This window comes from Bacillus sp. FF-1 (assembly GCF_028548245.1).
GTDB lineage: Bacteria > Bacillota > Bacilli > Bacillales > Bacillaceae_G > Bacillus_A > Bacillus_A paranthracis.
Genome location: NZ_JAQQGG010000008.1, coordinates 1 through 23,106 on the forward strand (window position 1 = coordinate 1; position 23,106 = coordinate 23,106).

Below are 23,106 nucleotides of genomic sequence, written 5' to 3' on the forward strand. Positions count from 1 at the left end.
CCGTCCGCCGCTAACTTCATAAGAGCAAGCTCTTAATCCATTCGCTCGACTTGCATGTATTAGGCACGCCGCCAGCGTTCATCCTGAGCCAGGATCAAACTCTCCAATAAAGTTAGTTTGTCTAGCATCATAAAATAAAAATTGACGTTTCACGTTGTTTGTTTCGTTCAGTTTTCAAAGAACTACTTAGTCGCTCATTTGCGACTTCCTTATGTTAACATCTTCGTTTTTCGATGTCAACTAAGTTTTTTAATTTCTTTTTTATCGTTTTCTGCGTTTCCGCATCAGCGACGGTTATTAATATATCATGCAGTACATACATGGTCAATACTTTTTATAAAAAAATTTCACATCCCGTTAAAAGTTTAAAAACATGTTTCAAAAATCATTATAATCTCCCTTCCTTCTGCATTTCATATCTTATCACTTTACCATATTTCTGCACGATAGAAAATTCTAAATTTTATGTTATATTATTGTTATAGGAGCGTGGTGAGAATGAGCATTAAGTATTCAAACAAAATCAATAAAATCCGGACCTTTGCATTAAGTTTAGTATTTATCGGCCTCTTCATTGCATACTTAGGAGTCTTTTTCCGTGAGAACATTATTATTATGACAACATTTATGATGGTTGGCTTTTTAGCTGTTATCGCTAGTACAGTCGTTTATTTTTGGATTGGTATGTTATCTACTAAAACTGTACAAATTATTTGTCCAAGCTGCGATAAACCTACAAAAATGCTCGGTCGTGTCGACGCATGTATGCATTGCAACCAACCTTTAACAATGGATCGAAATCTAGAAGGAAAAGAATTTGATGAAAAATATAATAAGAAGAGCTATAAATCATAGGCACATATGAGTACAGTAAGGAAAATGTATCCTTACTGAGCTAAACATTAAAAGGTGATTTCTTGGTTAAGAAATCACCTTTTGTATTTATTCTTAATTAAATTAGATCTCCACTGAACATTTTAACTCCTTCTGAACCTAACGTAATTCCCATATATAATAAAGAAAGAGGTTGACGTAAAGCCGTCAGCCTCTTTCTTTATTATATATTACGCCTTATGACACTCTGGACAAACGCCATAAATTTCTAAGCGATGACTATTAATAACGAAGCCTGTTGTTTTTGCAGCTTCCTCTTCAAGTTGTTCCAAACCTCCATAAGGAAAATCAACAATTTTACCACATTTTTCACAAATCACATGATAATGTTGACTTGTAACATAATCAAATCTACTTGAAGCGTCTCCATAAGTTAATTCCTTTACAAGCCCAACCTCTTTAAATACACGTAAGTTATTATAGACAGTTGCAACACTCATATTTGGAAACTTACCTTCTAATGCTTTATAAATATCATCCGCTGTTGGGTGCGTCATTGATTCCACAAGGTACTCTAAAATAGCATGACGCTGTGGAGTAATGCGTACACCCGTATTTTTCAGCATTTCTAGCGCTTCTTTTAATTCTTCTTTGACCACCGTCATGCACCCCGATTCTATACGGATTATTATTTTATAATTCTTATAAAGAGTGTACTCCTTTTCTTATAAATCGTCAATATTTCTACTATAAGTATGTGGTTTATTTTTGTATATAGCCTTATTCTTATGTATCTTTCCCTATTTTTTATGCATTTACAATAGAAAAAAAGTGCGACATAATCGCACTTGGAATACTATCATCTGAGGAGGTATGCCCTACACTTCACTTTATGTAAGACAATAAAATATGTATAGACACTCGCCTTACTTCTGTATATTTTATCTCCACAATGGATTTACTTTATATAAGAAAGAACATCTTCAATATGTCCCTTCACTTTCACTTTACGCCACTCTTTTACAAGCTCACCGGCTTTATTAATCAGGAATGTAGAGCGCTCAATTCCCATGTACTCTTTCCCAAAGTTCTTTTTCAATTTCCAAACATCGTATAATTCTGCTACTTTATGATCCTCATCTACTAAAAGTGTAAATGGAAGTTCATGCTTCTCAATAAATTTCAAATGTCTATTTGCCGAATCCGGACTCACTCCAAGAATAACCGTGTCCTTCTCTTGAAATAATCCATAAGAATCACGGAAATCACACGCTTCAGTTGTACACCCTGGAGTCATATCTTTCGGATAAAAATATAGAACTACATTTTTCCCACGAAAATCAGCTAAGCGAACTTGTTCCCCGTTACTTCCCTCTAATGTAAATTCTGGAGCCATTTCTCCTACTGTGATCATTGTTATCACTCCTACTCTTTTCTTTTACTATAACAAATGCTTCCTTATTTTTCATTGTCTATTACAGACCTGATCACGAAAGCAAACGGTAATGTATATCCAATTAGCGCTTCTCCAATTGCAATCCACCGCCCAATTCCAATTGGAGATATATCACCATATCCAACAGACAATAAAGTAACTGCGCTAAAATATAAACAAATTTCAACGAGTTGAAAAGAGTGAGCGTTTAAGCTTTCTCCATCCTCTTTCAAAACTGCAAAACCCATTTCTTCTAATACAACATAACTTAATCCAAACGCAATTAGTACAGTTGTATAAATCAAAAATAATGTGGCTAGATTATACAGCGAAAAAAAACGCGTTGAATCTGAATAGGAACTCCATAACAATTGGACACTTCTCAAAATAGCAATTGCTACAATTAATAGAATAAATCCCCATAACATGTCCTCCACCTCATTTTATATGTATGAGACAGCCATTGGATTTATCCCTTAGAAACAAACAAGCTTTTATAATTAATTCCCTGCACCACGGTACCTTTTTACCCCTTGATTCCAAAGAGTAATTGCAATCGTAAAACAGATAACACCAACGAGCGGTGTTGCAAATGCATAGCTATTCCACTCTGTTTTTCTTAAAAAGTACGCTGCTGGATACACTCCGACAAACGCAAATGGTAAGACAAACGTTAAAATGAAGCGAATCACACGGTTATAAATATTAACAGGATAGCGGCCATAATTCCCTATGTTATACATTAGCGGCATAATCGAACTTTTCGCGTCCGACCAAAAACCAAGACTTGCAAGCGTAACAAATATTCCTCCGTATACAAGTGCGCCCCCTCCTACCATCAACAAGAATAAGAAGATATCGTACCAGTAAAAAGATAATTGCAACTCCACTGCTGCGTAGCCCATTACAATCATTCCCGTAATTGCTCCAATTAAAGATTCAAGCTCCATTCTTTCTAAAATAATTTGAAATAAACTATGAATCGGTCTCGTTAATATGCGATCCATTTCTCCTTTAATAATGTAACGATCATTAAAGTCCCATATGTTAAAGAAAGCTGAGAAAATGGCAAACGGCACTAAAAAGAAACCATAAATAAAGATGACTTCTTCTCTACTCCAACCTTTTAATGCTTGCGTATGTCCAAACACAACAAGAATAAAGATTAAATTAACAGCCTGTAGTGATAAATCAGAAAGTAATCCAACGATAAAATCGCCCCGATACTCCAATTTTGTTTTTATATATTGACTTGCATATTGCAAAAATAGTTTTATATATATCATCTCATCATCCCCCTTGTACAATTAGACGTTTTCTCGCCGTTCTCCACATGAGTACAATCGGAATAATAAGTACAATGGCCCAAATTACTTGGAATAATAATGCCTCATACAATTTACTTCCTTGTATACCTTCTGAGAAAATCATACTCGGAATATAACTAATAGCCTGAAACGGTAAAAACATCATTGCCTTTTGGGCCCATAACGGATAAAAACTAATTGGTAATAATAGACCTGAAAACAAATCAATAACAACACGTTTTGCATACATAATTCCACTATTATTAAATAAGAAGAATGTGAGCATTCCCGTCATTAAATTAATTTGTGTATTAATAATAAAACTAAATATTAAAGATAAGAAGAAATATAACCACGTTTGAAAGTTCGTTGTAATTTGCAATGAAAATAATAAGGTAACGATGACCATACCCGGAATGGAAAAGAAGGCAAAGCGAAATATTCCTTCACCAAGACCTTGCATCACTTTCATCCCTAAATAGTTATATGGACGTATCAGTTCTACCGCTACACGTCCTTCTTGAATCTCCATCGCAATTTCCCTGTCTATATTATTAAAATAAAAAGCACGTGCCATCCACGCAATTGCGATATACGTAGTCATTTGCGAAATAGATAAACTTTCAATATTCTCTTTTCCGCTATAAATTGCTTGCCATAAAAAATAATACGCACCGATATTAATCGTATAAATTAAAATCCCGCTATAATAATTTGTGCGATACGCAAGCATCATTAAAAAGCGAATTCGAATCATTTCAATGTACTTACCCATGTTTAATACCTTCTTCATAAATGTTACGAATAATTTCCTCTGTAGACACTTCGTTAATTTTTAAATCTTTAATTTGAAAGGCTTGTACCACTTTAGAAATAAGCATTGAAATAATAACTTCTTCATTCGGTATTTTGGCAATCCACGCGTTTTCCTCTTTCGCTTTCGACCAAACGACATGACTATCTGGCATAACCATTGATAAAGCCTGATAGGAAACTGGTGCGACAAACTGAAAATGTATTTCCTTCTCTGCTCCCCACTGCGTACGAAGATTATGTAAAGAACCGTCATACATAATATTTCCTTCATCCAGCATGATAACGCGCTCACATAATGCTTCAATATCAGTAATATCATGGGTTGTTAATAAAATTGTTGTTTTATAACGTTCATTCATTTCTTTTAAAAATTCACGTATTTTCAATTTCACAAGTACATCTAGCCCAATTGTTGGTTCATCTAAAAATAATAACGGTGGATTATGAATTAATGCCGCCGCTAATTCACAACGCATTCTTTGACCTAAAGATAACTTTCGAACTGGCTTGTCTAACAAAGGACCAATATCTAACGTTTCGATTACGTGCTCCATATGTTCCTTATACTGAGCGTCTGATACACCGTACACTTTTTTTAATAAACGAAACGATTCTTGCACGGCAATATCCCACCAAAGCTGCGAGCGTTGACCGAAAACAACACCAATTGTTCTTACAAATTCTTCCCTCTGCTTATGTGGGTTCATCCCATTTACTAAAATGTCTCCTGATGTCGGAGTCAAAATTCCCGTAAGCATTTTAATTGTCGTTGATTTACCGGCACCGTTCTCACCGATATATCCAACCATTTCACCTTGTTTCACAGTAAAAGATACATCATTTACTGCTGGTACTATTTTATAATTACGATTTAATAAATCGCGAAATGCACCCTTTAAACCTGGACGACTTGAATAGGCTGTAAATTCTTTACGTAACCCTTGTACCTCAATTACCGATTTCATAACCGGACCCCCTTCCTAAATGTCACAACGAATAGTTTACCCAACTGCCTTCTCTATCACAAACAATACGTCTTTTCGAAAAACATGTTAGAATAATACATAGATTTTTGTAAGGAGATGAATGGTAGTGAAATTCACAAAATCAGAAGCATTACATAAAGAAGCTTTAGAACATATCGTTGGCGGTGTTAATAGTCCTTCTCGTTCTTTTAAAGCAGTTGGTGGCGGCGCTCCTGTTGCTATGGAACGTGGAAAAGGTGCTTATTTCTGGGATGTAGACGGAAATAAATATATCGATTATTTAGCAGCATACGGTCCTATTATTACTGGACATGCTCACCCGCACATTACAAAAGCAATTACAACAGCTGCTGAAAATGGTGTACTTTACGGAACTCCAACAGCGCTAGAAGTAAAATTTGCAAAAATGTTAAAAGAAGCAATGCCTGCATTAGATAAAGTTCGCTTCGTAAACTCTGGTACTGAAGCTGTAATGACAACAATTCGTGTCGCTCGCGCTTACACAGGCCGCACAAAAATTATGAAATTCGCTGGTTGTTACCACGGTCATTCTGATTTAGTACTTGTAGCAGCTGGATCTGGCCCTTCTACACTAGGAACTCCTGACTCAGCGGGTGTACCACAAAGTATCGCTCAAGAAGTTATTACCGTTCCATTTAATAATGTAGAAACTTTAAAAGAAGCATTAGATAAATGGGGACATGAAGTAGCAGCTATTCTTGTAGAACCAATCGTTGGAAACTTCGGTATTGTAGAGCCAAAACCTGGCTTCCTTGAGAAAGTGAATGAACTTGTTCACGAAGCTGGTGCACTAGTAATTTATGATGAAGTTATTACTGCTTTCCGCTTCATGTACGGTGGTGCTCAAGACTTACTTGGCGTAACACCAGACTTAACAGCGCTTGGTAAAGTTATTGGCGGCGGACTTCCAATCGGTGCTTACGGTGGTAAGAAAGAAATTATGGAACAAGTTGCCCCTCTTGGACCTGCATATCAAGCTGGTACAATGGCAGGAAATCCTGCTTCTATGGCATCTGGTATTGCTTGTCTAGAAGTTCTTCAACAAGAAGGGCTTTATGAAAAATTAGATGAACTTGGTGCAATGCTTGAAAAAGGAATTTTAGAGCAGGCTGAAAAACATAATATCGATATTACATTAAACCGCCTAAAAGGCGCTTTAACTGTATACTTCACAACAAATACAATTGAAGATTACGATGCAGCACAAGATACAGACGGAGAAATGTTCGGTAAATTCTTCAAGCTTATGCTGCAAGAAGGAATTAACTTAGCACCTTCTAAATACGAGGCATGGTTCTTAACGACAGAACATACAAAAGAAGATATTGAATATACAATTGAAGCTGTAGGTAGAGCATTTGCTGCTTTAGCAAACAATAAATAATCCCGCCATTAAAAGGAAAAAAGAAAGCACACCTTTCTTTTTTCCTTTTTTCTATTTCATAAATCCCTCATTAATAGTATAATTATTCATAATTATCTGTTTAATTTTATTTTATATCCTTACTATCTTTGTATATAAGGCTGCTCACGCCTCGAATAGTAAGATTATTCAAACTTTCATAAGAGGGGGGATTGACGGATGCTCAATAAAACAAACACATGGACACCGTCTTTATTTCGAGATTACAAAAATGCGGAACACGATGCGTGTGGAATCGTTTCCGTTATGGAGAAACGAAAAATTCCTACAAAAGAAAATATTGACCTTTGCATACAATCGCTCGTCAAAATGAATCATAGAGCTGGTTTCATTAATGGCGAAGGCGATGGAATCGGTATTCACATTGATGTACCAAAATCACTTTGGAATGAAAAATTAAAAAGTAGCGGATATAATCCAACGATCGTGGATCATCCCCACTTTATCGTTGGACATTTTTTTCTAAACAAAAACGAAAATATAGTTAATTTAAAAAATCATATTCGTACACAACTAAATAACGAAAACTTTGCAATTCTTTTCGAAAGTGATGATGTAATCAACTCCGATGCACTCGGTCCACTTGGTAAACAAGAAGAACCTTTATTTTGGCAAGTTGCTCTTATCGCAGAAAATGAAGTTACAAATATTGAGCAAACATTATTTACAGTAACGATAAAAATAGAAGAAAATGAAGCGATTCATGTTGCTTCCTTAAGTCGCGATCACGTTGTATATAAAGTTCTCGGTGCTGGGGATACACTTGTTGCCTATTACAATGATTTACAACACCCACTTATTGCTTCAACTATGACACTAGGACATAATCGCTATTCTACTAATACATTATCTAACTTCTTTCGTGTACAACCATTTAGTATCCTCGGACATAATGGTGAAATTAACACAATTGCAAAATTACGCGATCAAGCTGAAATGATTCACGTTCCACTTACTGCTGGGGGCAGTGACTCCCAAGATTTAAACCGCACCTTAGAAACTCTACTTGTTCAATACAACTACAGTTTATTTGAAGCAATGGATATACTATTCCCGCCAATTATTAATGAAATTAAACTTTATGAACCACATTTACAAGATTTATATACGTATATACGTGAAGCATGGGGCCATTTTGCACAAGGTCCAGCTGGCATTATTTCACGTTATAAAGATGAAGCTGTTTTCAGCGTGGATTCCCTCGGGCTACGACCAGTATGGAAAGTAGAGACAGAAAGCTCTTATATTTTCTCTTCTGAACCTGGAGTTGTATCCCCAACTGAATATGTAGCAGAACCAAAACCACTCGCTCCAGGGGAAAAAGTCGGACTAAAGTGGAATGAACAAGATGAGCTTGTTCTTTATGAATATGACAAATACCAAGCTCAAGTATATGACCGTTTTAAAAAACGAGTGGATACTAAAGATTATCATTTAAACTTATCTACCCCTGAAACGAAAGAAATCCAAGGATTATGTGATTCTATGCAAGTTGACACAAAACAATACGTTGCTTTCGGATGGGATCGTGAACATATTCAGCTTCTTGAACAGATGGCAACAAAAGGTGTTGAACCAATTCGCTCACTTGGGCATGACTCACCACTCGCTGCACTTGATACTGATAGACGAAATATCGCTGACTTCATTAAGGAAAGTGTAGCTGTTGTTACAAATCCAGCAATCGATCGCGATCGAGAAGTTGAACACTTCTCCACCCGAACGATACTTGGCAAACGTCCAAGTTTATTGGCCGATGCTAAACAGCCATTTGTAGTTGAGATGCTTTCCCCAATCATTTTAGAAGGAAGTGTAGCACAATCTATTGTAGAAGAATTACACACAATTACGTACGAGCAACTTATACAACTATTCAATACTCATAGCTCTATCGCTACACTCTCTGCTACATTCAGTCAGGCAGAAACTTTACAATGTGCCTTAAGTCGAATTAGTTCTGAAGCGATAACAGCCGTGAACGATGGAGCTTCCCTATTATTAATAGACGATGCTGACGCTCACCTAAATGGACGATTATGGATTGATCCGCATTTAGTTACCGCGAAAGTACATCAAGTATTAAGCGAAAATAAATTACGCCGAAACTGCTCTCTCGTTATACGTTCTGGTGCCCTTCGCTCCTTACACGATATCGTCACACTGTATGGATTAGGAGCAGATAGTATCAATCCATATTTACTATTTGCAACCGTAAATGATGGGACAAAAACACCAATTACGAATTTATATCATGCACTTAATAAAGGACTGGAAAAAGTCATTTCAACAATTGGAATTCATGAATTGCGTGGTTACGGTCGCCTCTATTCTTCTATCGGGTTACATGAAGAAATCGCAAATATATTGCAAATTACAAATTTCTTAGGTTCAAATGATTTAGCTTTTTCTCTTGAATCACTTGCTGAAGATGCACAAATGCGAGCGAACGATTATAACAATCCTAAAGTTAGAATGCGAAAATCTTTTCATATATTCCCGCGAATTTGGAAAGCAATCGGCGATGTTGCAAAGGGAAACTCTTATGATGATTACCGTGAAAAATTAAGTGAATTAGAAGAAAATAACCCAATCGCAATTAGACATCTTGTTCAAACGAAAGAAACAAAACATGTCGTTCCGGCTGAAGAAGTGTCCATCAGTATTCAAAATCATGATTTACCATTTATTATTAGTTCCATGTCATTCGGTTCTCAAAATGAAATTGCCTTTCGTGCATATGCAGAAGCAGCCGATCAGCTAAATATGATTAGTTTGAACGGTGAAGGCGGCGAAATTAAAGATATGATTGGAAAATATCCACATACACGTGGACAACAAATCGCGTCCGGACGATTTGGCGTAAACGCCGAACTACTCAATTCATCAAACTTAATTGAAATAAAAATTGGGCAAGGTGCCAAGCCTGGTGAAGGTGGACATTTGCCAGGTTCAAAAGTAACAGCCAAAATCGCTGAAGCGCGTAATGCTACAATTGGCTCTGATTTAATTTCACCTTCTAACAATCATGATATTTATTCCATTGAAGATTTAGCTCAAATGATTACAGAAATTAAAACGGCTAATCAACTTGCAAAAGTAGCTGTAAAAGTTCCTGTCGTCCCTAACATTGGAACAATTGCTGTCGGTATCGCTAAAGCTGGTGCTGATTTTATTAACATTAGCGGATTTGATGGTGGTACAGGTGCCGCACGTATTCACGCATTGCAACATGTAGGGCTTCCTGTAGAAATTGGTGTGAAAGCCGCTCACAATGCTTTATTAGAAGCAAATATGAGACATAAAGTAGAAATTTGGGCTGATGGTGGTATTCGAAGTGTGAATGATGCCTTGAAAATTATGCTCCTTGGAGCAAACCGCATTGGATTTGGTACATTATCCATGATTGCAATTGGCTGTACAACTTGCCGCGGATGTCATCTAGATACTTGCCACGTTGGAATCGCAACACAGATTGAATCTGAAGCTCAAGCGAAAGAACACGGATTACGCCGCTTCGTCCCGCGTGAATTAGAAAGCGCCGTGGCTGGATTATTACATTTATTCACTACTTTTGGCGAAGAACTAAAACGATTAACAGGAAATCTCGGCTATACAAATTTACAAGAAATTGTCGGGCGTTCCGATTTATTAGAACAAGTTCGAGGCAAAAATTTATTAAACTTATGTAATTTACTACAAACGATAGAACATCCATCTGGTACAAAAACAGAACACGTACTAGAAAAACAATTTGAAACAATTCATTCTCCTCATTCAAAAGAATTAGTAGGCGTTGGCGTAGAGCAACGCGTTATGGGTGGTCTAGAATCTTGTTATCGCGTTCGTAGTAAATTATATGAAGACACGAAGCTTGAACCACTTACATTAAAGTATACGAATGGCTCGATTCCTGGAAATGGATTAGGTGCTTACAATAGTGAGAACTTATTTATACACGTAAACGGCGGCGCACAAGATGGTATTGGTAAAACCTCCTTTGGTGGTGGTATTTATATAACGAAAGCAAAAGGAAAAGATGGTCTATATTATAACGGTTCTGTCGGAAAAGGTTTTGGATACGGTGCACAAAAAGGGGCGCTATACGTTCAAGGTAACGCTGATGCTCGCGCTGGCATTCGCCTCTCTGGAGCAGACATGATAATTGGCGGACGCATGATAAAGCCACTCCGCGAAAAAGAACAAGGGAATATAGGAGCATACTCTAATATTAAAGGTTTCGCTTTTGAATATATGACAAATGGGCGCGCGCTTGTTTTAGGAGATCCTGGTCCATGGATTTGCGCTGGTATGACTGGCGGTGTTGTTTATTTACGCCATGATTCAAGCTTAGGTTTAACAGAACAGGCCTTAAAAAGAAGAATCGCAAAAGGAGCAAATGTTACATTACAACCACTTAGTAAAAATGGTGTGCAAGATGTGACCGAGTTATTACTAGATTATATCCGTGTATTAAATGAACATGAGCAATACGAGGAAGTTGCTTTATTGACACCGTTATTCGATGATATGCAGCAACAGTTTTTTGAAATCATCCCGAAAAAAGAGCAGGCTGATCCATCTATATCAACAGAGTGATATGCCTAATTTTCATCTTCAAGAAAAAAATTGACGAAGTACACTTCTCATAGTAATCTATAGTAACAATTTGAAACCTGCTGAAATTCAGCAGGTTTTTTTACTAAAAATTGATGTTTAAAAAGAATTAGGAAAAAGTATAAAATGAATCTTAATTTCTTATTAACGTCACTAAAATATCACTTGCTAACATATTGTAATGAATGTATAGTATCATGTTGTACATTCATTATGACAAGAGAAAGGATCTTATTAAGGGTATGAAACTTGGTGCTCGCATTTTAAAAACGGGTATTGCCATCACATTAGCTTTATTTGCTTGTATTTTACTTAACTTACCGAGTCCAGTATTTGCGGGAATCTCAGCTATCTTCGCTGTTCAACCGTCTGTATACCGTTCGTATTTAACTGCACTTGAACAAATTCAAGCAAACGTCATTGGTGCGGTATTCGCTATCGCATTCGCTACTGCTTTTGGACATAATCCTTTTATTATTGGATTAACATGTATATTAGTAATTGCTCTTACATTGCAATTACGATTAGAAAACACAATATCAATTGCTTTAGTAACAGTTATCGCTATTATGGAGTATCAAGGTGAAGATTTCTTTAGTTTTGCCTTACTTCGATTTGCGACGATTATGGTTGGAATTATTGCGGCTTCACTTGTAAATTTAGTGTTTATGCCGCCAAAATACGAAACAAAGTTATATCATCGCATCGTTGATAATACAGAAGAAATTGTAAAATGGATTCGAATGAATAGCAGGCAAGCTTCTGATTTTACAACATTAAAAACTGATATTGATCGTATGAAAGAAAAAATGATCAAACTAAACCATTACTATTTGCTGTATAAAGAAGAAAGAAGCTATACGAAAAAAGTAAAGTTCGCAAAAATTCGTAAGCTTGTTTTATTCAGACAAATGTTAGCGACAACAAGTCGTGCTTTAAGTACGTTAAAATCATTACATCGTACTGAAAACGAACTGCGCTATATGCCAGAAGAATTCCAGGAATCTATTCAGAACGAACTTGATTCATTAACACATTATCATGAACAAGTTTTATTAAAATTTATTGGTAAAGCAAAAAAACAACAATCTGTTGAAATGCTTGATGAAGTTGAAACAGGTAAACAGGAATTAATTGATATCTTTATGGAATATCAAAACAAGGATGATGAAGAGGCATATAAAACATGGCTACATCTCTTCCCTCTTATTTCTGCTATTATTAACTATAGTGAAGAAGTAGAGCATTTAGATTTACTTGTGGATAGCTTCTACACATACCATAAACCAGAAGCAGAACTCAAAATCGATGATAAAAAAGAAGACGAATAAAAAAACAGCTCCTTTTACGCTAAAGGAGCTGTTTCTGTTATATGTTGAAGTTGATATAAATTGTGGTAATATCCTCTTTTTTTCATTAATTCTTCATGAGATCCTGTTTCTTTAATTTCACCATCTTCAATGTAAATAATCGTATCCACATGCGTAATCGTCGCCAATCGATGTGCAATTATGATCGTCGTTCGATCAGCAGCTAACGTTTGAAGCGCCTCTTGAATATATCGTTCATTTTCTAGATCCAAAGCGGAAGTCGCTTCATCTAATATAAGTAACGATGGATTCTTTAAAAACACGCGTGCAATCGCTACACGTTGCCTTTGCCCACCAGATAACTTCACACCGCGTTCCCCGACGACAGTATCATAACCATCAGGTAACTCAATAATAAAATCATGAATTTGCGCAGCTTTGGCAGCTGCAATTACTTCTTCCTCTGTAGCTTTCGGATTCCCATATAAAATATTTGCCCCGATTGTATCGCTAAATAACAAATTATCTTGCAGTACAATTCCAATATGGCTACGTAAATTTCTCATATCATACTTTCTAACATCTATCCCATCTACATAAACTACGCCTGAAGAGACATCATAGAAACGCGGGATTAAACTAGCAAGAGATGACTTCCCTCCCCCACTCGCTCCTACAAGTGCTACCTTCTCTCCTGGTAACATAGTTAACGAAAGGTTATGTAATACCTCTTTTTCATCCGAATTGTAACGAAAAGATACATTATCAAATATCACTTCACCATTTAATTTTTTCGTTTGTACCGCACTTGGCACATTCACAATATCGTATTTTTCATCTAATAGTTCAAACACCCGATCCATCGATGCAAAAGACTGTGTTAATGTCGTAGAGGAATTGACAAGGCGGCGAAGTGGACTATACAAACTATCCATATATCCAACAAAGGCAACCATAGTTCCTAAGGTTAACTGCCCCTGAATCACTTCATACGCCGCAAAACCGATCACGAGTAACGGCCCTAAATCTGTTAACGTATTTACTGCCGAAAATGTTCTCGCCGTCCAACTCGTATGTGTTAACGCTTTCGTCAAAAATTCATTATTTCTTTTTTCAAATTGCTTCCCTTCATACTCTTCTAATGCAAAGCTACGTGTCACTTGCATCCCTTGAATACGTTCATGTAAATACCCTTGCATCGTTGCTAACGCTTGTGAACGCTCTTTCGTCAATTTTCGAAGACGCCCGAAAAAATATTTCACTGCCACTACATAAATAGGTAAAATTAATAGCGCAACAAATGTCAATTTTATATTCATAGAAAACATAACAATGATAGCGATAGCAATTGTTGCCGTGTCTAACCAAACATTCATCAAACCAGTAATTACAAAATCCTTCGTTTGTTCTACATCATGAATGACGCGCGAAATAATCTCCCCTGTTTTTGTATTCGAATAATAACGTAAACTCAACTTTTGTAAATGACCAAAAATATGTTTTCGCAAATCATATAGTATTGTATTTGCGATACGCTGCGCAAAATATTGACGATAATATTCAATCGGTGGTCTTAACACTGCAAAAATAAAAAAAGCAATCCCAATCGCTGTTACTAGTTGAGACGTCTTATCTTGAAGTGACCCTCCGCCCTGAATGACATCATCAATAATATACTTTAATAACCACGGCATAATGAGCGGGATGCCGAATTTAACTAGACCAATCATAATCGTAATAGCAATAAGCCATCGATATGGTTTAACAAATTGCAAATATCTTTTTATACCTTGCACATAATCCCCCCTCTAATAGGACAAACCTGCGGGGAAATCCCCTGCAGGTTTGTTTTAATTTCTGTACATTAAATATCTCTCATACCACATATCTACAAAGTCTGGTGCGAATGGCCCTTTTCTTTGATGAATCCATTGTGTTAGTTGTGCTACATTTCGTTTTAAAATCGTATCAATTACAGGTGGATATTGCATAATTTGACTATGTTTTTCATATTCATCTTCATCTAAAAGTGTATATGTCATATCTGGATACACTTTAATATCTAAATCATAATCAATATACTTTAACGCTTCAGAATCATATGCAAAAGGTGAGCTTAAATTACAATAATAATATACGCCCTCTTCCCTTAACATTCCAATCACATTAAACCAGTAGTTTGCATGAAAATAACAAATTGCTGGTTCACGAGTAATCCATGTTCGGCCATCTGATTCTGTCACTACTGTACGATCATTTGCTCCGATCACAAGACTTTGTGTCCCTTTTAAAATCGTTGTCTCTTCCCACATTCTATGAATGGAGCCATTATGTTTATAACTATGTATTTGTACTTTTTCTCCTTCTTTGGGAAATCCCATATATGCTCCCTTCCTTCAACTGCAAATGCCCTTTGAACTGCATTCACTTTTTTTCTATTATAACTTTTTTGTCGAAATTTTAAAACTAAAGCGATAAGACTCTATATTTTACACTGAATACGATATCCTTAATCCTATTAAGAAACAAGGATCTTCGCTTAACATTTTATAAAGGAAGAAATGAGAATAAAAAAAGTCCTTCCTCATTTCCATGTACAGAAGGACCTTTCACCTAAAGGCAACAATATATCTTATCCTAAATTTGAAATCATTTTTTCAGTTTCAAAAGATTGAATCACACTATTTGTTTGCTCTTCAAATTTCTCATGTAATAGCTTGAGCGCTAATTCTGTTCTATATATTTCTTGGCGGATAAAATGTAATTCCTTTTTATCGCACGTATCCTTTTCGCTCATTTCAATTTGCTGATACTTCTCTAGGTGAGCTTGTAACTTCAACAACTCATCCATCGTTTCCAATTGCTCTCCTACCAACTTATCAAAATCGTTCATTACTTACCCCCTTTTGGACTTATTTATCATTTATTATTCCTCATTACATATTTCTAATCTTTAACTTCCTTCTCCTTTGACTACATTTGTTGACTTATTAGAAGTTATGTCGTTCGTTTTATTTTCATTCCCATGACCAAAGCACAAAGAAAACACTTCTCTCGAATTAGAGAAGTGTTTTTCTTTCATTACTGATTTGAACTAGAAGATTGTGATTGTTTTGCAGCTGATTGTGCATTTTGTTTTTTCACAGCATGCACGTCTGTTTCAGTTGCAAATTCAGTACCATAACTAGCGTTTGCACTTTGTGCACCAGAAGCTTGTGCTTTCTTCGCTTCTGATTGTGCGTTTGCTTGTTTTACTGCTTGCACATCTGTTTCAGTTGAAAACTCTGTACCATAACTAGCATTTGTACTTTGAATGCTAGCGCCAGAAGTTGCCTTGTTATAACCTTGTTGTTTTTTACTCATCTTTCTCACCTCCACAATCAATAATGTAACCAATTCAACTAGAAGCTATCCGTAATTTTCTTTTGAAAAAATTCCGCATATATCTCTTGTTACTCATTCAAACTATAGAAAATGGAGGTGGGAATATGTATGTAGGACGCGATATGACTGAACTAACGATGGTTTCAAAAAGTGAGTGGAAAGAAGATGAATTGGCTTATTTTCATCATTCATTACAACAGATTTTGCCGTATTTAAATGCAGAAGGTCAAAGTATCTACAAAGAAATTGTAATAGAAATTGAATCAAGAGGCGGCTTACAAGAAGGTGATGCTAGTTGGACTCATGGGACAAAAATTTCTTACGATTAAAAAAGTGTTCCCAACCTGGGAACACTTTTTTTGTTTATCCCGCTTTAATGGGCAGTAAGACCCCCACCTCAAAATGCAGCGAAAGCAAAGAAGTGAGGTGGGGGGCGGGCTGCCCATTAAAGTCCGATTGGTGAGGGCTGATAATCAGTGGGGGATGAAGAAAACCCCCACTGATTAAAGTTTCACTTTATTGCATTGTAATTTTCTCAACACAATTCTCATAAATCGTACGATGTGATTTAGAGAAAGGTAACTGCTCAAATGCTTCTTTCGATACAAATTTCAATGTATCTGTTTCAACGATATCACCAGTTACTTTTCCGTAAAATACGAATATATCCCATGTGCGATGTGTAAATGTATGTTGTACATTCATTGCGTATTCATCAATAGAAATCGAGAGCTCAAATTTTTCTTTCATATAATCTGTAAGCTGTTCTTTCTGACTTCGAATCCCTTCGCCAAGTTCAATATTCGGAAACTCCCACATGTTAGCTAATAAACCGGTACTTGGACGTTTATTAATGACGTAACGACCATCTTCAGTTTGAAGTACTCCTGCAACGATCGGTACCATCGTAGGGGCTTTCGCTTTACTTTTTACTGGTAATTCCTTTTGAACACCTTCAGCATATCCCCTGCAATGCTCACGTACAGGACAAAGTAAGCATGCTGGATTTTTAGGAATACAAATCAGTGCTCCTAATTCCATCAAACCTTGATTAAAATAAGATGGATTTTCAGCCGAAATAATTTCACGCACAATCTCTTCAAACACTTTTCTCGTTTTTGGTTTTGCAATGTCATCCCATACTGATAAAATGCGAGATAATACACGCATAACATTTCCGTCAACTGCCGGCTCTGGTATACCATATGCGATACTTAAAATAGCACCTTTTGTATAGGGACCGACTCCCTTTAATTTCTCAATCTTCTTTACATCACTTGGCACAATCCCGCCATATACTTCTTTTACTTCTTTTACGGCTGCATGTAAATTTCGCGCTCTAGAATAATAGCCTAAACCTTCCCATGCTTTTAACACTTCTTCATCATCAGCATTTGCCAAAGCTTCTAGAGTAGGAAACTTCCCCATGAAATTTGCGTAATATGGTTTTACAGCTTCTACCCTAGTTTGCTGCAACATAATTTCCGAAACCCAAACACGGTATGGATCTTTATTTTTACGCCATGGTAAGTCGCGTTGCTCTTTTTCAAACCAACCAATTAAATCATTTTGAAACTGCTCTATGTTAAAATTATTTAATATTTCAAGTGTCAAACTTGGTCCCCCTCATTTTTTTGCATATAAGTACTATTATAAAGATTTTAGGAAAAAATTTAAGTAAGATGACATAGGAAATAGAAGGCAAAGGACTTGAGGTATCGAATAAAAAGAGTTACATTAATAAAAAACGGAGGTGGATTTCTATGGACACAGCCACTCACCTTGTTATGGGCGTTACTCTAGGCAGTTTGGCCACGTTAGATCCAGCCATAGCACAAAGTGATATTGGGCCACAAGCAGTTATGCTTGCTACAATTGCCGGCTCCAATATTCCTGACATCGATACAGTTTTAAAATTGCGTAATAACGCTAAATATATAAGAAATCATCGTGGGATTACTCATTCCATTCCTGCAGTGATTCTTTGGTCTTTCCTTATAAGTGGCATCTCTTTCGCCTTCTTTTCAGACGCTCCATATTTGCATCTACTACTTTGGTCCTTTATTGCCGTCTTTCTTCATGTCTTTGTAGATATTTTTAATGCCTACGGTACACAAGCATTACGGCCCTTCACAAAAAAATGGGTAGCGCTCGGCATCATTAATACATTTGATACCGTCATTTTCTTTATCCATATACTCGCAATTGCTTGTATGCTCGTAGGTTCCCATAAAGGATATACTGCCTTAGCAGCGTATATATTAATGATTGTTTACTACATCGGACGGATTATGATGCATAGAAATATAAGAAGTGTTGTACAAAAACGTTTCAAAAATGTTGAGAAGATAATCATTTCTCCTTCTTATCGATTTTATCATTATCATTTAGCAGTCGTTACAACCGATTATTACTACGTTGCTAGATGGCATCGTGGTAACATTATGATCTATGATAAGTTCGATCGGGTACCGTTCCCAGATAATGCTATTATGCGCGCAGCTAAACAAGATGAAAACATCTCAGCATTTTTATCTTTCTCCCCTGTATATCGCTGGGACATTTTCGATTATGACCATTATTATGAAGTTCGATTCATTGATTTGCGATATCGTAGTAAAGACTATTATCCATTCGTTGCGATCGTTCAACTCGATCATAATTTAAATATTATTAGTTCCTATACAGGATGGATTTTTAGTGAAGAAAAACTTCGAAAAAAACTGGAGTTACTTCCACATTAAAAAAAGCGACTTCAGTCGCTTTTTTTAATGTTTCAAATGATCTTCTTGATTGATTAGATGGCTATATTTCGGATTATTTGTACGCATTTCATGAAGGCGTCCTCCATGATTATTAATCCATGATCGCACAACTTGTTCAGTCATTTCTTCTCCTTGATAACGACCTGATTTCGCATAAGTCGTTTGAAAATCTTCCCACAGTAATTCAACCCAAGCACGCGCTTGTGCGTAAGAAAGCTTGTCATTTTTGTCTAATAATTCTTTCGTTAATGCTTCATAAATATCATTCATGTTCTAGTCTCCTTTACCTAATTATCCCTTCATTTCTAAAGGATAGTTTCTTCTATTTTGCACATTCTATAATTGATACTTCTTCAAGAGGTATCAACTGATGATGAGGAGGGCGTTCGCAATGGGTAAACAAGCCGAATTTTGGTCTGAGTCAAAAAACAACAGCAAAATCGACGGTCAACCGAAAGCGAAATCACGCTTCGCTTCGAAACGACCTAACGGCACAATTAACACGCACCCACAAGAACGTATGCGTGCTGCAAATCAGCAGGAAGAGTAGTAACAAAGTAACTTAACTTCCTACACGAGGTGATAAAGATGAGCTACCGTGATCGCTTAGATAGTCGTTCTGAATTATTTAACCATACGTGGACTCGTCCGAAACATGCAAAAGCGCAAGTTAACGGACAGACGCAACAAACCCAGTCTCTCATTATATTGGCGAATGAATGTAAAAAACGCCAATTTTAGAATCTCCTATCTCCTGTAACGCCTACCAAAGATGAAAACCAGAGAGATATTCGCTCTCTGGTTTTTATTTTTCTTGCAATAAAGAAATCGGTATTCCAATCTCTTCATTATCATTTTGCTTATGTCCCCAAGCAAATACCCCATTGAAATACGTAATTTCAAATAATATACCAGGTTCTTCTACTAATTCATATGTCTCACCGATATGGAATTTGTTTATGTCAGTCATATAAGCGCGAGCCATTGCTATCTTTCGCATTAATACATCGAACTCATTTACAATTCCAAGTTGCTCAGCTTTTATCGCTTGCTCTTTCAAAACCCCAATTTCTTCCCTTAGCTCATATGGTGTCATTTCACTGTAGCGTTTTGGCATATTCATTTTATTCCCTCATCCCTCTTCACGTTTCATTTGCAAAAATATCTCTATCTCATCGATAGAGAATCCTTTGCGATATAACGCTTGTTTCATCTTATTTTCAAATGTCCATCCATCATACTTCTTATATTTCTCATAGTATTTATTCCCATGATAGTGTAACGCTTCTCGTTGCTTTTCGTCATCTTTTTCGTCTTTCAATTCTTCTAAACAAATTTGAATCACATCTCTAGAATATCCTTTACGAACCAGCATTTCGTCTAACTTTAACTTCATTTGTAAAAAGGAATGCTTTTGATAAGATTTCTTCTTCTTTTCTATAAGAATTAAAGCATTCTCAATTTGCTTTTCCTTCGGATATTCTTGTAAACTATGCGTAATAATTAAATCCTGAACACCTTTATTTAACAACTCTCTTTTAATAACCGTTGGACCTTTTCGATTCACATTGCTTTGCGTTCTCGTATATAAAATAGCATACTCTTTATCATTAATATATCGGTCATGTAATAATTTCGAAACGACCTCAGAGATGATGGCTTGTCCAACTTCTTTTTTTCGTAAAAAATCTTCTATTTCTAGTTTCGTTCTCATTTGATAGGATAAATAGGAGATTGCTTGTAAATATGCTTTTTGTACCTCTTCATTGTACAAAATATTTCCTAAAGCTATTTCATCAATTTCTAAGCCTTTTTGTAATCCATGTTTTATTAAGATTACTTCATTGACACTAAATCCGTATTCTTCACCTTGACCTTTATCGATATAAATATTAAACCGTTCTTTCGATCGTTTTTGCACTTCTATTTTTGTAATGACAGCCATACTCTCACCTCTCTATTATTTTAACATAGTCAAGGAACGTTTTTGCTTTTCAAGAATATATATAATGAGGAGGAAATAATTGTGAAAATCGCAATTTCTGGTGGTACCGGCTTTATAGGTAAATACCTTTCTACCTTTTTTATTCAAAAAGGATATACTGTTTACATTCTCTCACGAAAAAAAACTGCTGAAACTTCCGATCCTAACCTTCAGTATGTACAATGGACACCAGATTTACAAACCTTCCCCCTCTCTTCTATTGATGTAGTTATTAATCTAGCTGGAGAGTCTATTAATAGTAGATGGACAAAGAAACAAAAGAAAGTCATTTTAAACAGTAGAATTCAAACAACAAAAGGACTCATTAAACAATTGCAGGCACTCCCTACAAAACCACACACATTTATTAACGCAAGTGCAATTGGATACTATGGAACGTCTGAAACCGAGTCTTTTACAGAACAGCATGTGACTCCTGGAAATGACTTTTTAGCAAATACAGTATATTCATGGGAACAAGAAGCATCTAAAGCACGTGCTCTCGGAATACGGACAATCTACGCAAGATTCGGAGTCGTATTAGGTCCAGACGGAGGAGCCCTTCCAAAAATGCTACTTCCCTATCAATTCTATATCGGAGGTACAGTTGGATCTGGAAATCAATGGTTATCATGGATTCATATAGACGATGTCGCTTCCATGATTGATTTCATCATACACAAAGAAGAAATTGATGGACCTCTTAACATTACAGCTCCTGATCCTATAAGAATGAAGGAATTTGGAGAAATCATTGCAACTATAATAAAAAAACCTCATTGGTTACCTGTCCCTTCATTTATGCTTCGTGCTTTATTAGGCGAGATGAGCATACTTGTACTAGAAGGGCAACATGTATTACCTAGTAAAGCAATTGAGTATGGGTATCAATACACATTTCCGTCAATAGACCATGCATTACAAAATATACTTTCGCATACAATGTAGTACTTCTAAAACACAGTTTTACAGAGGGCCCTTTCAAAACTTTTATTTTCTAGCATCCGAAGCATTATTACACAAATAATCTTTCAGTTACTTTCCCTTACATTCCATTAACATTATAAAGTAACAGAAATGAGGTACCTATGAAAATATTGCTCAAACAAGCCATTGTCTATCCTATTACATCCCAAAAATTTCAAGGGGATGTACTCGTTATAGGAGAAAAAATTGCTGAGGTCAAGCCTTCCATTCAACCTACTCAAGATATGACAGTTATAGACGCACGTGCTCTTCATCTCTTACCTGGATTTATTGATGTCCATACCCATCTTGGTCTCTATGATGAAGGTACTGGTTGGGCTGGCAATGATGCAAATGAAACGTCTGAAGTTTCAACACCCCATATCCGTTCTTTAGACGGAATCCACCCTTTGGATATTGCATTTAAAGATGCGGTACAAAATGGAATTACAACTGTTCACGTTATGCCAGGAAGTCAAAACATTATCGGTGGTACGACTTGTGTAATAAAAACAGCCGGAACTTGTATTGATCATATGATCATTCAAGAACCTGCTGGCTTAAAGATTGCCTTTGGCGAAAATCCTAAAAAAGTCCATAGTAATGGAACAAAAGAGTCCATTACGCGTATGGGAATTATGGGATTACTTCGGGAATCATTTTATGAAGCACAGCACTACGGGCATGAAGCAGATTTTCGAATGCTTCCTATTTTAAAAGCATTACGCCGTGAAATACCCGTACGTATCCACGCTCACCGAGCAGATGATATTAGTTCCGCTCTACGCTTTGCAACAGAGTTCAATCTTGATTTACGTATTGAACATTGTACAGAAGGACACTTTATTGTTGAAGAACTTTCAAAACACAATTTGAAGGTTTCAGTTGGCCCCACGCTTACACGCCGTTCTAAAATCGAACTAAAAAATAAAACGTGGGATACTTACCATATATTATCAAAAAATGGAGTGGAAGTTTCCATCACAACAGATCACCCCTATACACCCATTCAATATTTAAATGTTTGTGCTGCTGTCGCAGTAAGGGAAGGATTAGACGAAAAAACTGCACTAGAAGGAATCACTATATTTCCAGCGCGAAATTTACGTTTAGAGGATAGAATTGGAAGCATTGAGGCTGGAAAAGACGCTGATCTTGTGCTCTGGACCCATCATCCTTTCCATTATTTAGCCAAGCCTGTACTAACTATGATTGATGGAAAAATAATTTACAAAAAAAATAAAAAAAACTAGTTTATTTT

24 protein-coding genes and 1 rRNA gene are annotated in these 23,106 nt (G+C 36.2%); 10 read left to right on the forward strand and 15 right to left on the reverse strand.

Going from position 1 to position 23,106, the window contains the following annotated elements:
• Window positions 1-110 (reverse strand): 16S ribosomal RNA (locus PQF83_RS22310); the annotation flags it as partial.
• A 388-nt stretch (window positions 111-498) separates the two neighbouring features.
• On the opposite strand from PQF83_RS22310, the gene PQF83_RS22315 reads away from it, so the two are divergent.
• The gene (locus PQF83_RS22315) at window positions 499-855 is read left to right on the forward strand and encodes a YgzB family protein (protein ID WP_000025063.1); all 357 of its coding nucleotides are present in this window, start codon (window positions 499-501) and stop codon (window positions 853-855) included.
• 209 nt (window positions 856-1,064) lie between these two features.
• Here PQF83_RS22315 and perR read toward each other — a convergent pair whose 3' ends face one another.
• From perR to PQF83_RS22345, 6 genes are all read right to left on the reverse strand, one after another.
• On the reverse strand, window positions 1,065-1,493 hold the full coding sequence (perR, locus tag PQF83_RS22320) for a peroxide-responsive transcriptional repressor PerR (protein ID WP_000237831.1): 429 nt from the start codon (window positions 1,491-1,493) through the stop codon (window positions 1,065-1,067).
• 299 nt (window positions 1,494-1,792) lie between these two features.
• Complete coding sequence (gene bcp / locus PQF83_RS22325) at window positions 1,793-2,248, reverse strand: thioredoxin-dependent thiol peroxidase (protein ID WP_000633725.1); 456 nt, start codon at window positions 2,246-2,248, stop codon at window positions 1,793-1,795.
• 44 nt (window positions 2,249-2,292) lie between these two features.
• A complete protein-coding gene (locus PQF83_RS22330; RefSeq protein WP_000964356.1) occupies window positions 2,293-2,697 on the reverse strand; it encodes a potassium channel family protein in 405 nt (134 codons plus the stop codon).
• Between the two features lie 72 nt (window positions 2,698-2,769).
• Entirely contained in the window at window positions 2,770-3,555 is a 786-nt protein-coding gene (locus PQF83_RS22335) for an ABC transporter permease (RefSeq protein WP_000639354.1), read from the reverse strand.
• Window positions 3,556-3,559: 4 nt separating this feature from the next.
• Window positions 3,560-4,351 carry an ABC transporter permease gene (locus PQF83_RS22340; protein WP_000521517.1) on the reverse strand — a complete coding sequence of 264 codons (792 nt, stop codon included), beginning with the start codon at window positions 4,349-4,351 and terminating at the stop codon, window positions 3,560-3,562.
• Complete coding sequence (locus tag PQF83_RS22345) at window positions 4,344-5,357, reverse strand: ABC transporter ATP-binding protein (protein ID WP_000843642.1); 1,014 nt, start codon at window positions 5,355-5,357, stop codon at window positions 4,344-4,346. Before PQF83_RS22345 ends, PQF83_RS22340 begins: the two co-directional genes overlap by 8 nt.
• Before the next feature lie 121 nt (window positions 5,358-5,478).
• On the opposite strand from PQF83_RS22345, the gene hemL reads away from it, so the two are divergent.
• The 3 genes from hemL (at window position 5,479) to PQF83_RS22360 (ending at window position 12,767) form a co-directional block, all read left to right on the forward strand.
• A complete protein-coding gene (gene hemL / locus PQF83_RS22350) occupies window positions 5,479-6,783 on the forward strand; it encodes a glutamate-1-semialdehyde-2,1-aminomutase (RefSeq protein WP_000260535.1) in 1,305 nt (434 codons plus the stop codon).
• A gap of 198 nt (window positions 6,784-6,981) precedes the next feature.
• On the forward strand, window positions 6,982-11,418 hold the full coding sequence (locus PQF83_RS22355) for a glutamate synthase-related protein (RefSeq protein ID WP_000933001.1): 4,437 nt from the start codon (window positions 6,982-6,984) through the stop codon (window positions 11,416-11,418).
• A 260-nt stretch (window positions 11,419-11,678) separates the two neighbouring features.
• The gene (locus tag PQF83_RS22360) at window positions 11,679-12,767 is read left to right on the forward strand and encodes an aromatic acid exporter family protein (protein ID WP_000765784.1); all 1,089 of its coding nucleotides are present in this window, start codon (window positions 11,679-11,681) and stop codon (window positions 12,765-12,767) included.
• A 14-nt stretch (window positions 12,768-12,781) separates the two neighbouring features.
• On the opposite strand, the gene PQF83_RS22365 is transcribed toward PQF83_RS22360, so the two are convergent.
• The 4 genes from PQF83_RS22365 to PQF83_RS22380 form a co-directional block, all read right to left on the reverse strand.
• Window positions 12,782-14,542 carry an ABC transporter ATP-binding protein gene (locus PQF83_RS22365; protein WP_001161627.1) on the reverse strand — a complete coding sequence of 587 codons (1,761 nt, stop codon included), beginning with the start codon at window positions 14,540-14,542 and terminating at the stop codon, window positions 12,782-12,784.
• 54 nt (window positions 14,543-14,596) lie between these two features.
• Complete coding sequence (ntdP, locus tag PQF83_RS22370; protein WP_000506628.1) at window positions 14,597-15,127, reverse strand: nucleoside tri-diphosphate phosphatase; 531 nt, start codon at window positions 15,125-15,127, stop codon at window positions 14,597-14,599.
• A gap of 251 nt (window positions 15,128-15,378) precedes the next feature.
• Window positions 15,379-15,639, reverse strand: coding sequence for a YgaB family protein (locus tag PQF83_RS22375; protein ID WP_000997582.1), 261 nt, complete (start codon window positions 15,637-15,639; stop codon window positions 15,379-15,381).
• A 188-nt stretch (window positions 15,640-15,827) separates the two neighbouring features.
• A complete protein-coding gene (locus tag PQF83_RS22380; protein ID WP_000039045.1) occupies window positions 15,828-16,109 on the reverse strand; it encodes a gamma-type small acid-soluble spore protein in 282 nt (93 codons plus the stop codon).
• Window positions 16,110-16,234: 125 nt separating this feature from the next.
• Between PQF83_RS22380 and PQF83_RS22385 the strand changes: the two genes are divergently transcribed.
• Complete coding sequence (locus PQF83_RS22385; RefSeq protein ID WP_000289263.1) at window positions 16,235-16,459, forward strand: hypothetical protein; 225 nt, start codon at window positions 16,235-16,237, stop codon at window positions 16,457-16,459.
• A 187-nt stretch (window positions 16,460-16,646) separates the two neighbouring features.
• Here the strand turns inward: PQF83_RS22385 and mutY are convergent, their stop codons facing one another.
• On the reverse strand, window positions 16,647-17,744 hold the full coding sequence (mutY, locus tag PQF83_RS22390; RefSeq protein WP_000171405.1) for an A/G-specific adenine glycosylase: 1,098 nt from the start codon (window positions 17,742-17,744) through the stop codon (window positions 16,647-16,649).
• A gap of 149 nt (window positions 17,745-17,893) precedes the next feature.
• Here mutY and PQF83_RS22395 point away from each other — a divergent pair, with 149 nt between their 5' ends.
• Entirely contained in the window at window positions 17,894-18,874 is a 981-nt protein-coding gene (locus tag PQF83_RS22395) for a metal-dependent hydrolase (RefSeq protein WP_000379131.1), read from the forward strand.
• A gap of 24 nt (window positions 18,875-18,898) precedes the next feature.
• Here the strand turns inward: PQF83_RS22395 and PQF83_RS22400 are convergent, their stop codons facing one another.
• A complete protein-coding gene (locus PQF83_RS22400) occupies window positions 18,899-19,165 on the reverse strand; it encodes a YfhJ family protein (RefSeq protein ID WP_000998157.1) in 267 nt (88 codons plus the stop codon).
• 121 nt (window positions 19,166-19,286) lie between these two features.
• Between PQF83_RS22400 and PQF83_RS22405 the strand changes: the two genes are divergently transcribed.
• Together PQF83_RS22405 and PQF83_RS22410 are read left to right on the forward strand one after the other, a co-directional pair.
• Complete coding sequence (locus tag PQF83_RS22405) at window positions 19,287-19,445, forward strand: small, acid-soluble spore protein K (RefSeq protein ID WP_000517891.1); 159 nt, start codon at window positions 19,287-19,289, stop codon at window positions 19,443-19,445.
• A gap of 38 nt (window positions 19,446-19,483) precedes the next feature.
• Window positions 19,484-19,636 carry a YpzG family protein gene (locus tag PQF83_RS22410; RefSeq protein WP_000122093.1) on the forward strand — a complete coding sequence of 51 codons (153 nt, stop codon included), beginning with the start codon at window positions 19,484-19,486 and terminating at the stop codon, window positions 19,634-19,636.
• A 64-nt stretch (window positions 19,637-19,700) separates the two neighbouring features.
• On the opposite strand, the gene PQF83_RS22415 is transcribed toward PQF83_RS22410, so the two are convergent.
• Window positions 19,701-20,018: a YfhH family protein gene (locus tag PQF83_RS22415; RefSeq protein WP_001057035.1), complete on the reverse strand. Its 318-nt coding sequence runs from the start codon at window positions 20,016-20,018 to the stop codon at window positions 19,701-19,703.
• A 9-nt stretch (window positions 20,019-20,027) separates the two neighbouring features.
• Window positions 20,028-20,840, reverse strand: a complete 813-nt coding sequence (recX, locus tag PQF83_RS22420) for a recombination regulator RecX (RefSeq protein ID WP_000268522.1) — start codon at window positions 20,838-20,840, stop codon at window positions 20,028-20,030.
• 81 nt (window positions 20,841-20,921) lie between these two features.
• On the opposite strand from recX, the gene PQF83_RS22425 reads away from it, so the two are divergent.
• Together PQF83_RS22425 and PQF83_RS22430 are read left to right on the forward strand one after the other, a co-directional pair.
• Window positions 20,922-21,827, forward strand: a complete 906-nt coding sequence (locus PQF83_RS22425; protein ID WP_000684393.1) for a TIGR01777 family oxidoreductase — start codon at window positions 20,922-20,924, stop codon at window positions 21,825-21,827.
• Window positions 21,828-21,967: 140 nt separating this feature from the next.
• Window positions 21,968-23,098: an amidohydrolase gene (locus PQF83_RS22430; RefSeq protein ID WP_000698301.1), complete on the forward strand. Its 1,131-nt coding sequence runs from the start codon at window positions 21,968-21,970 to the stop codon at window positions 23,096-23,098.
• Window positions 23,099-23,106: the final 8 nt, after the last annotated feature.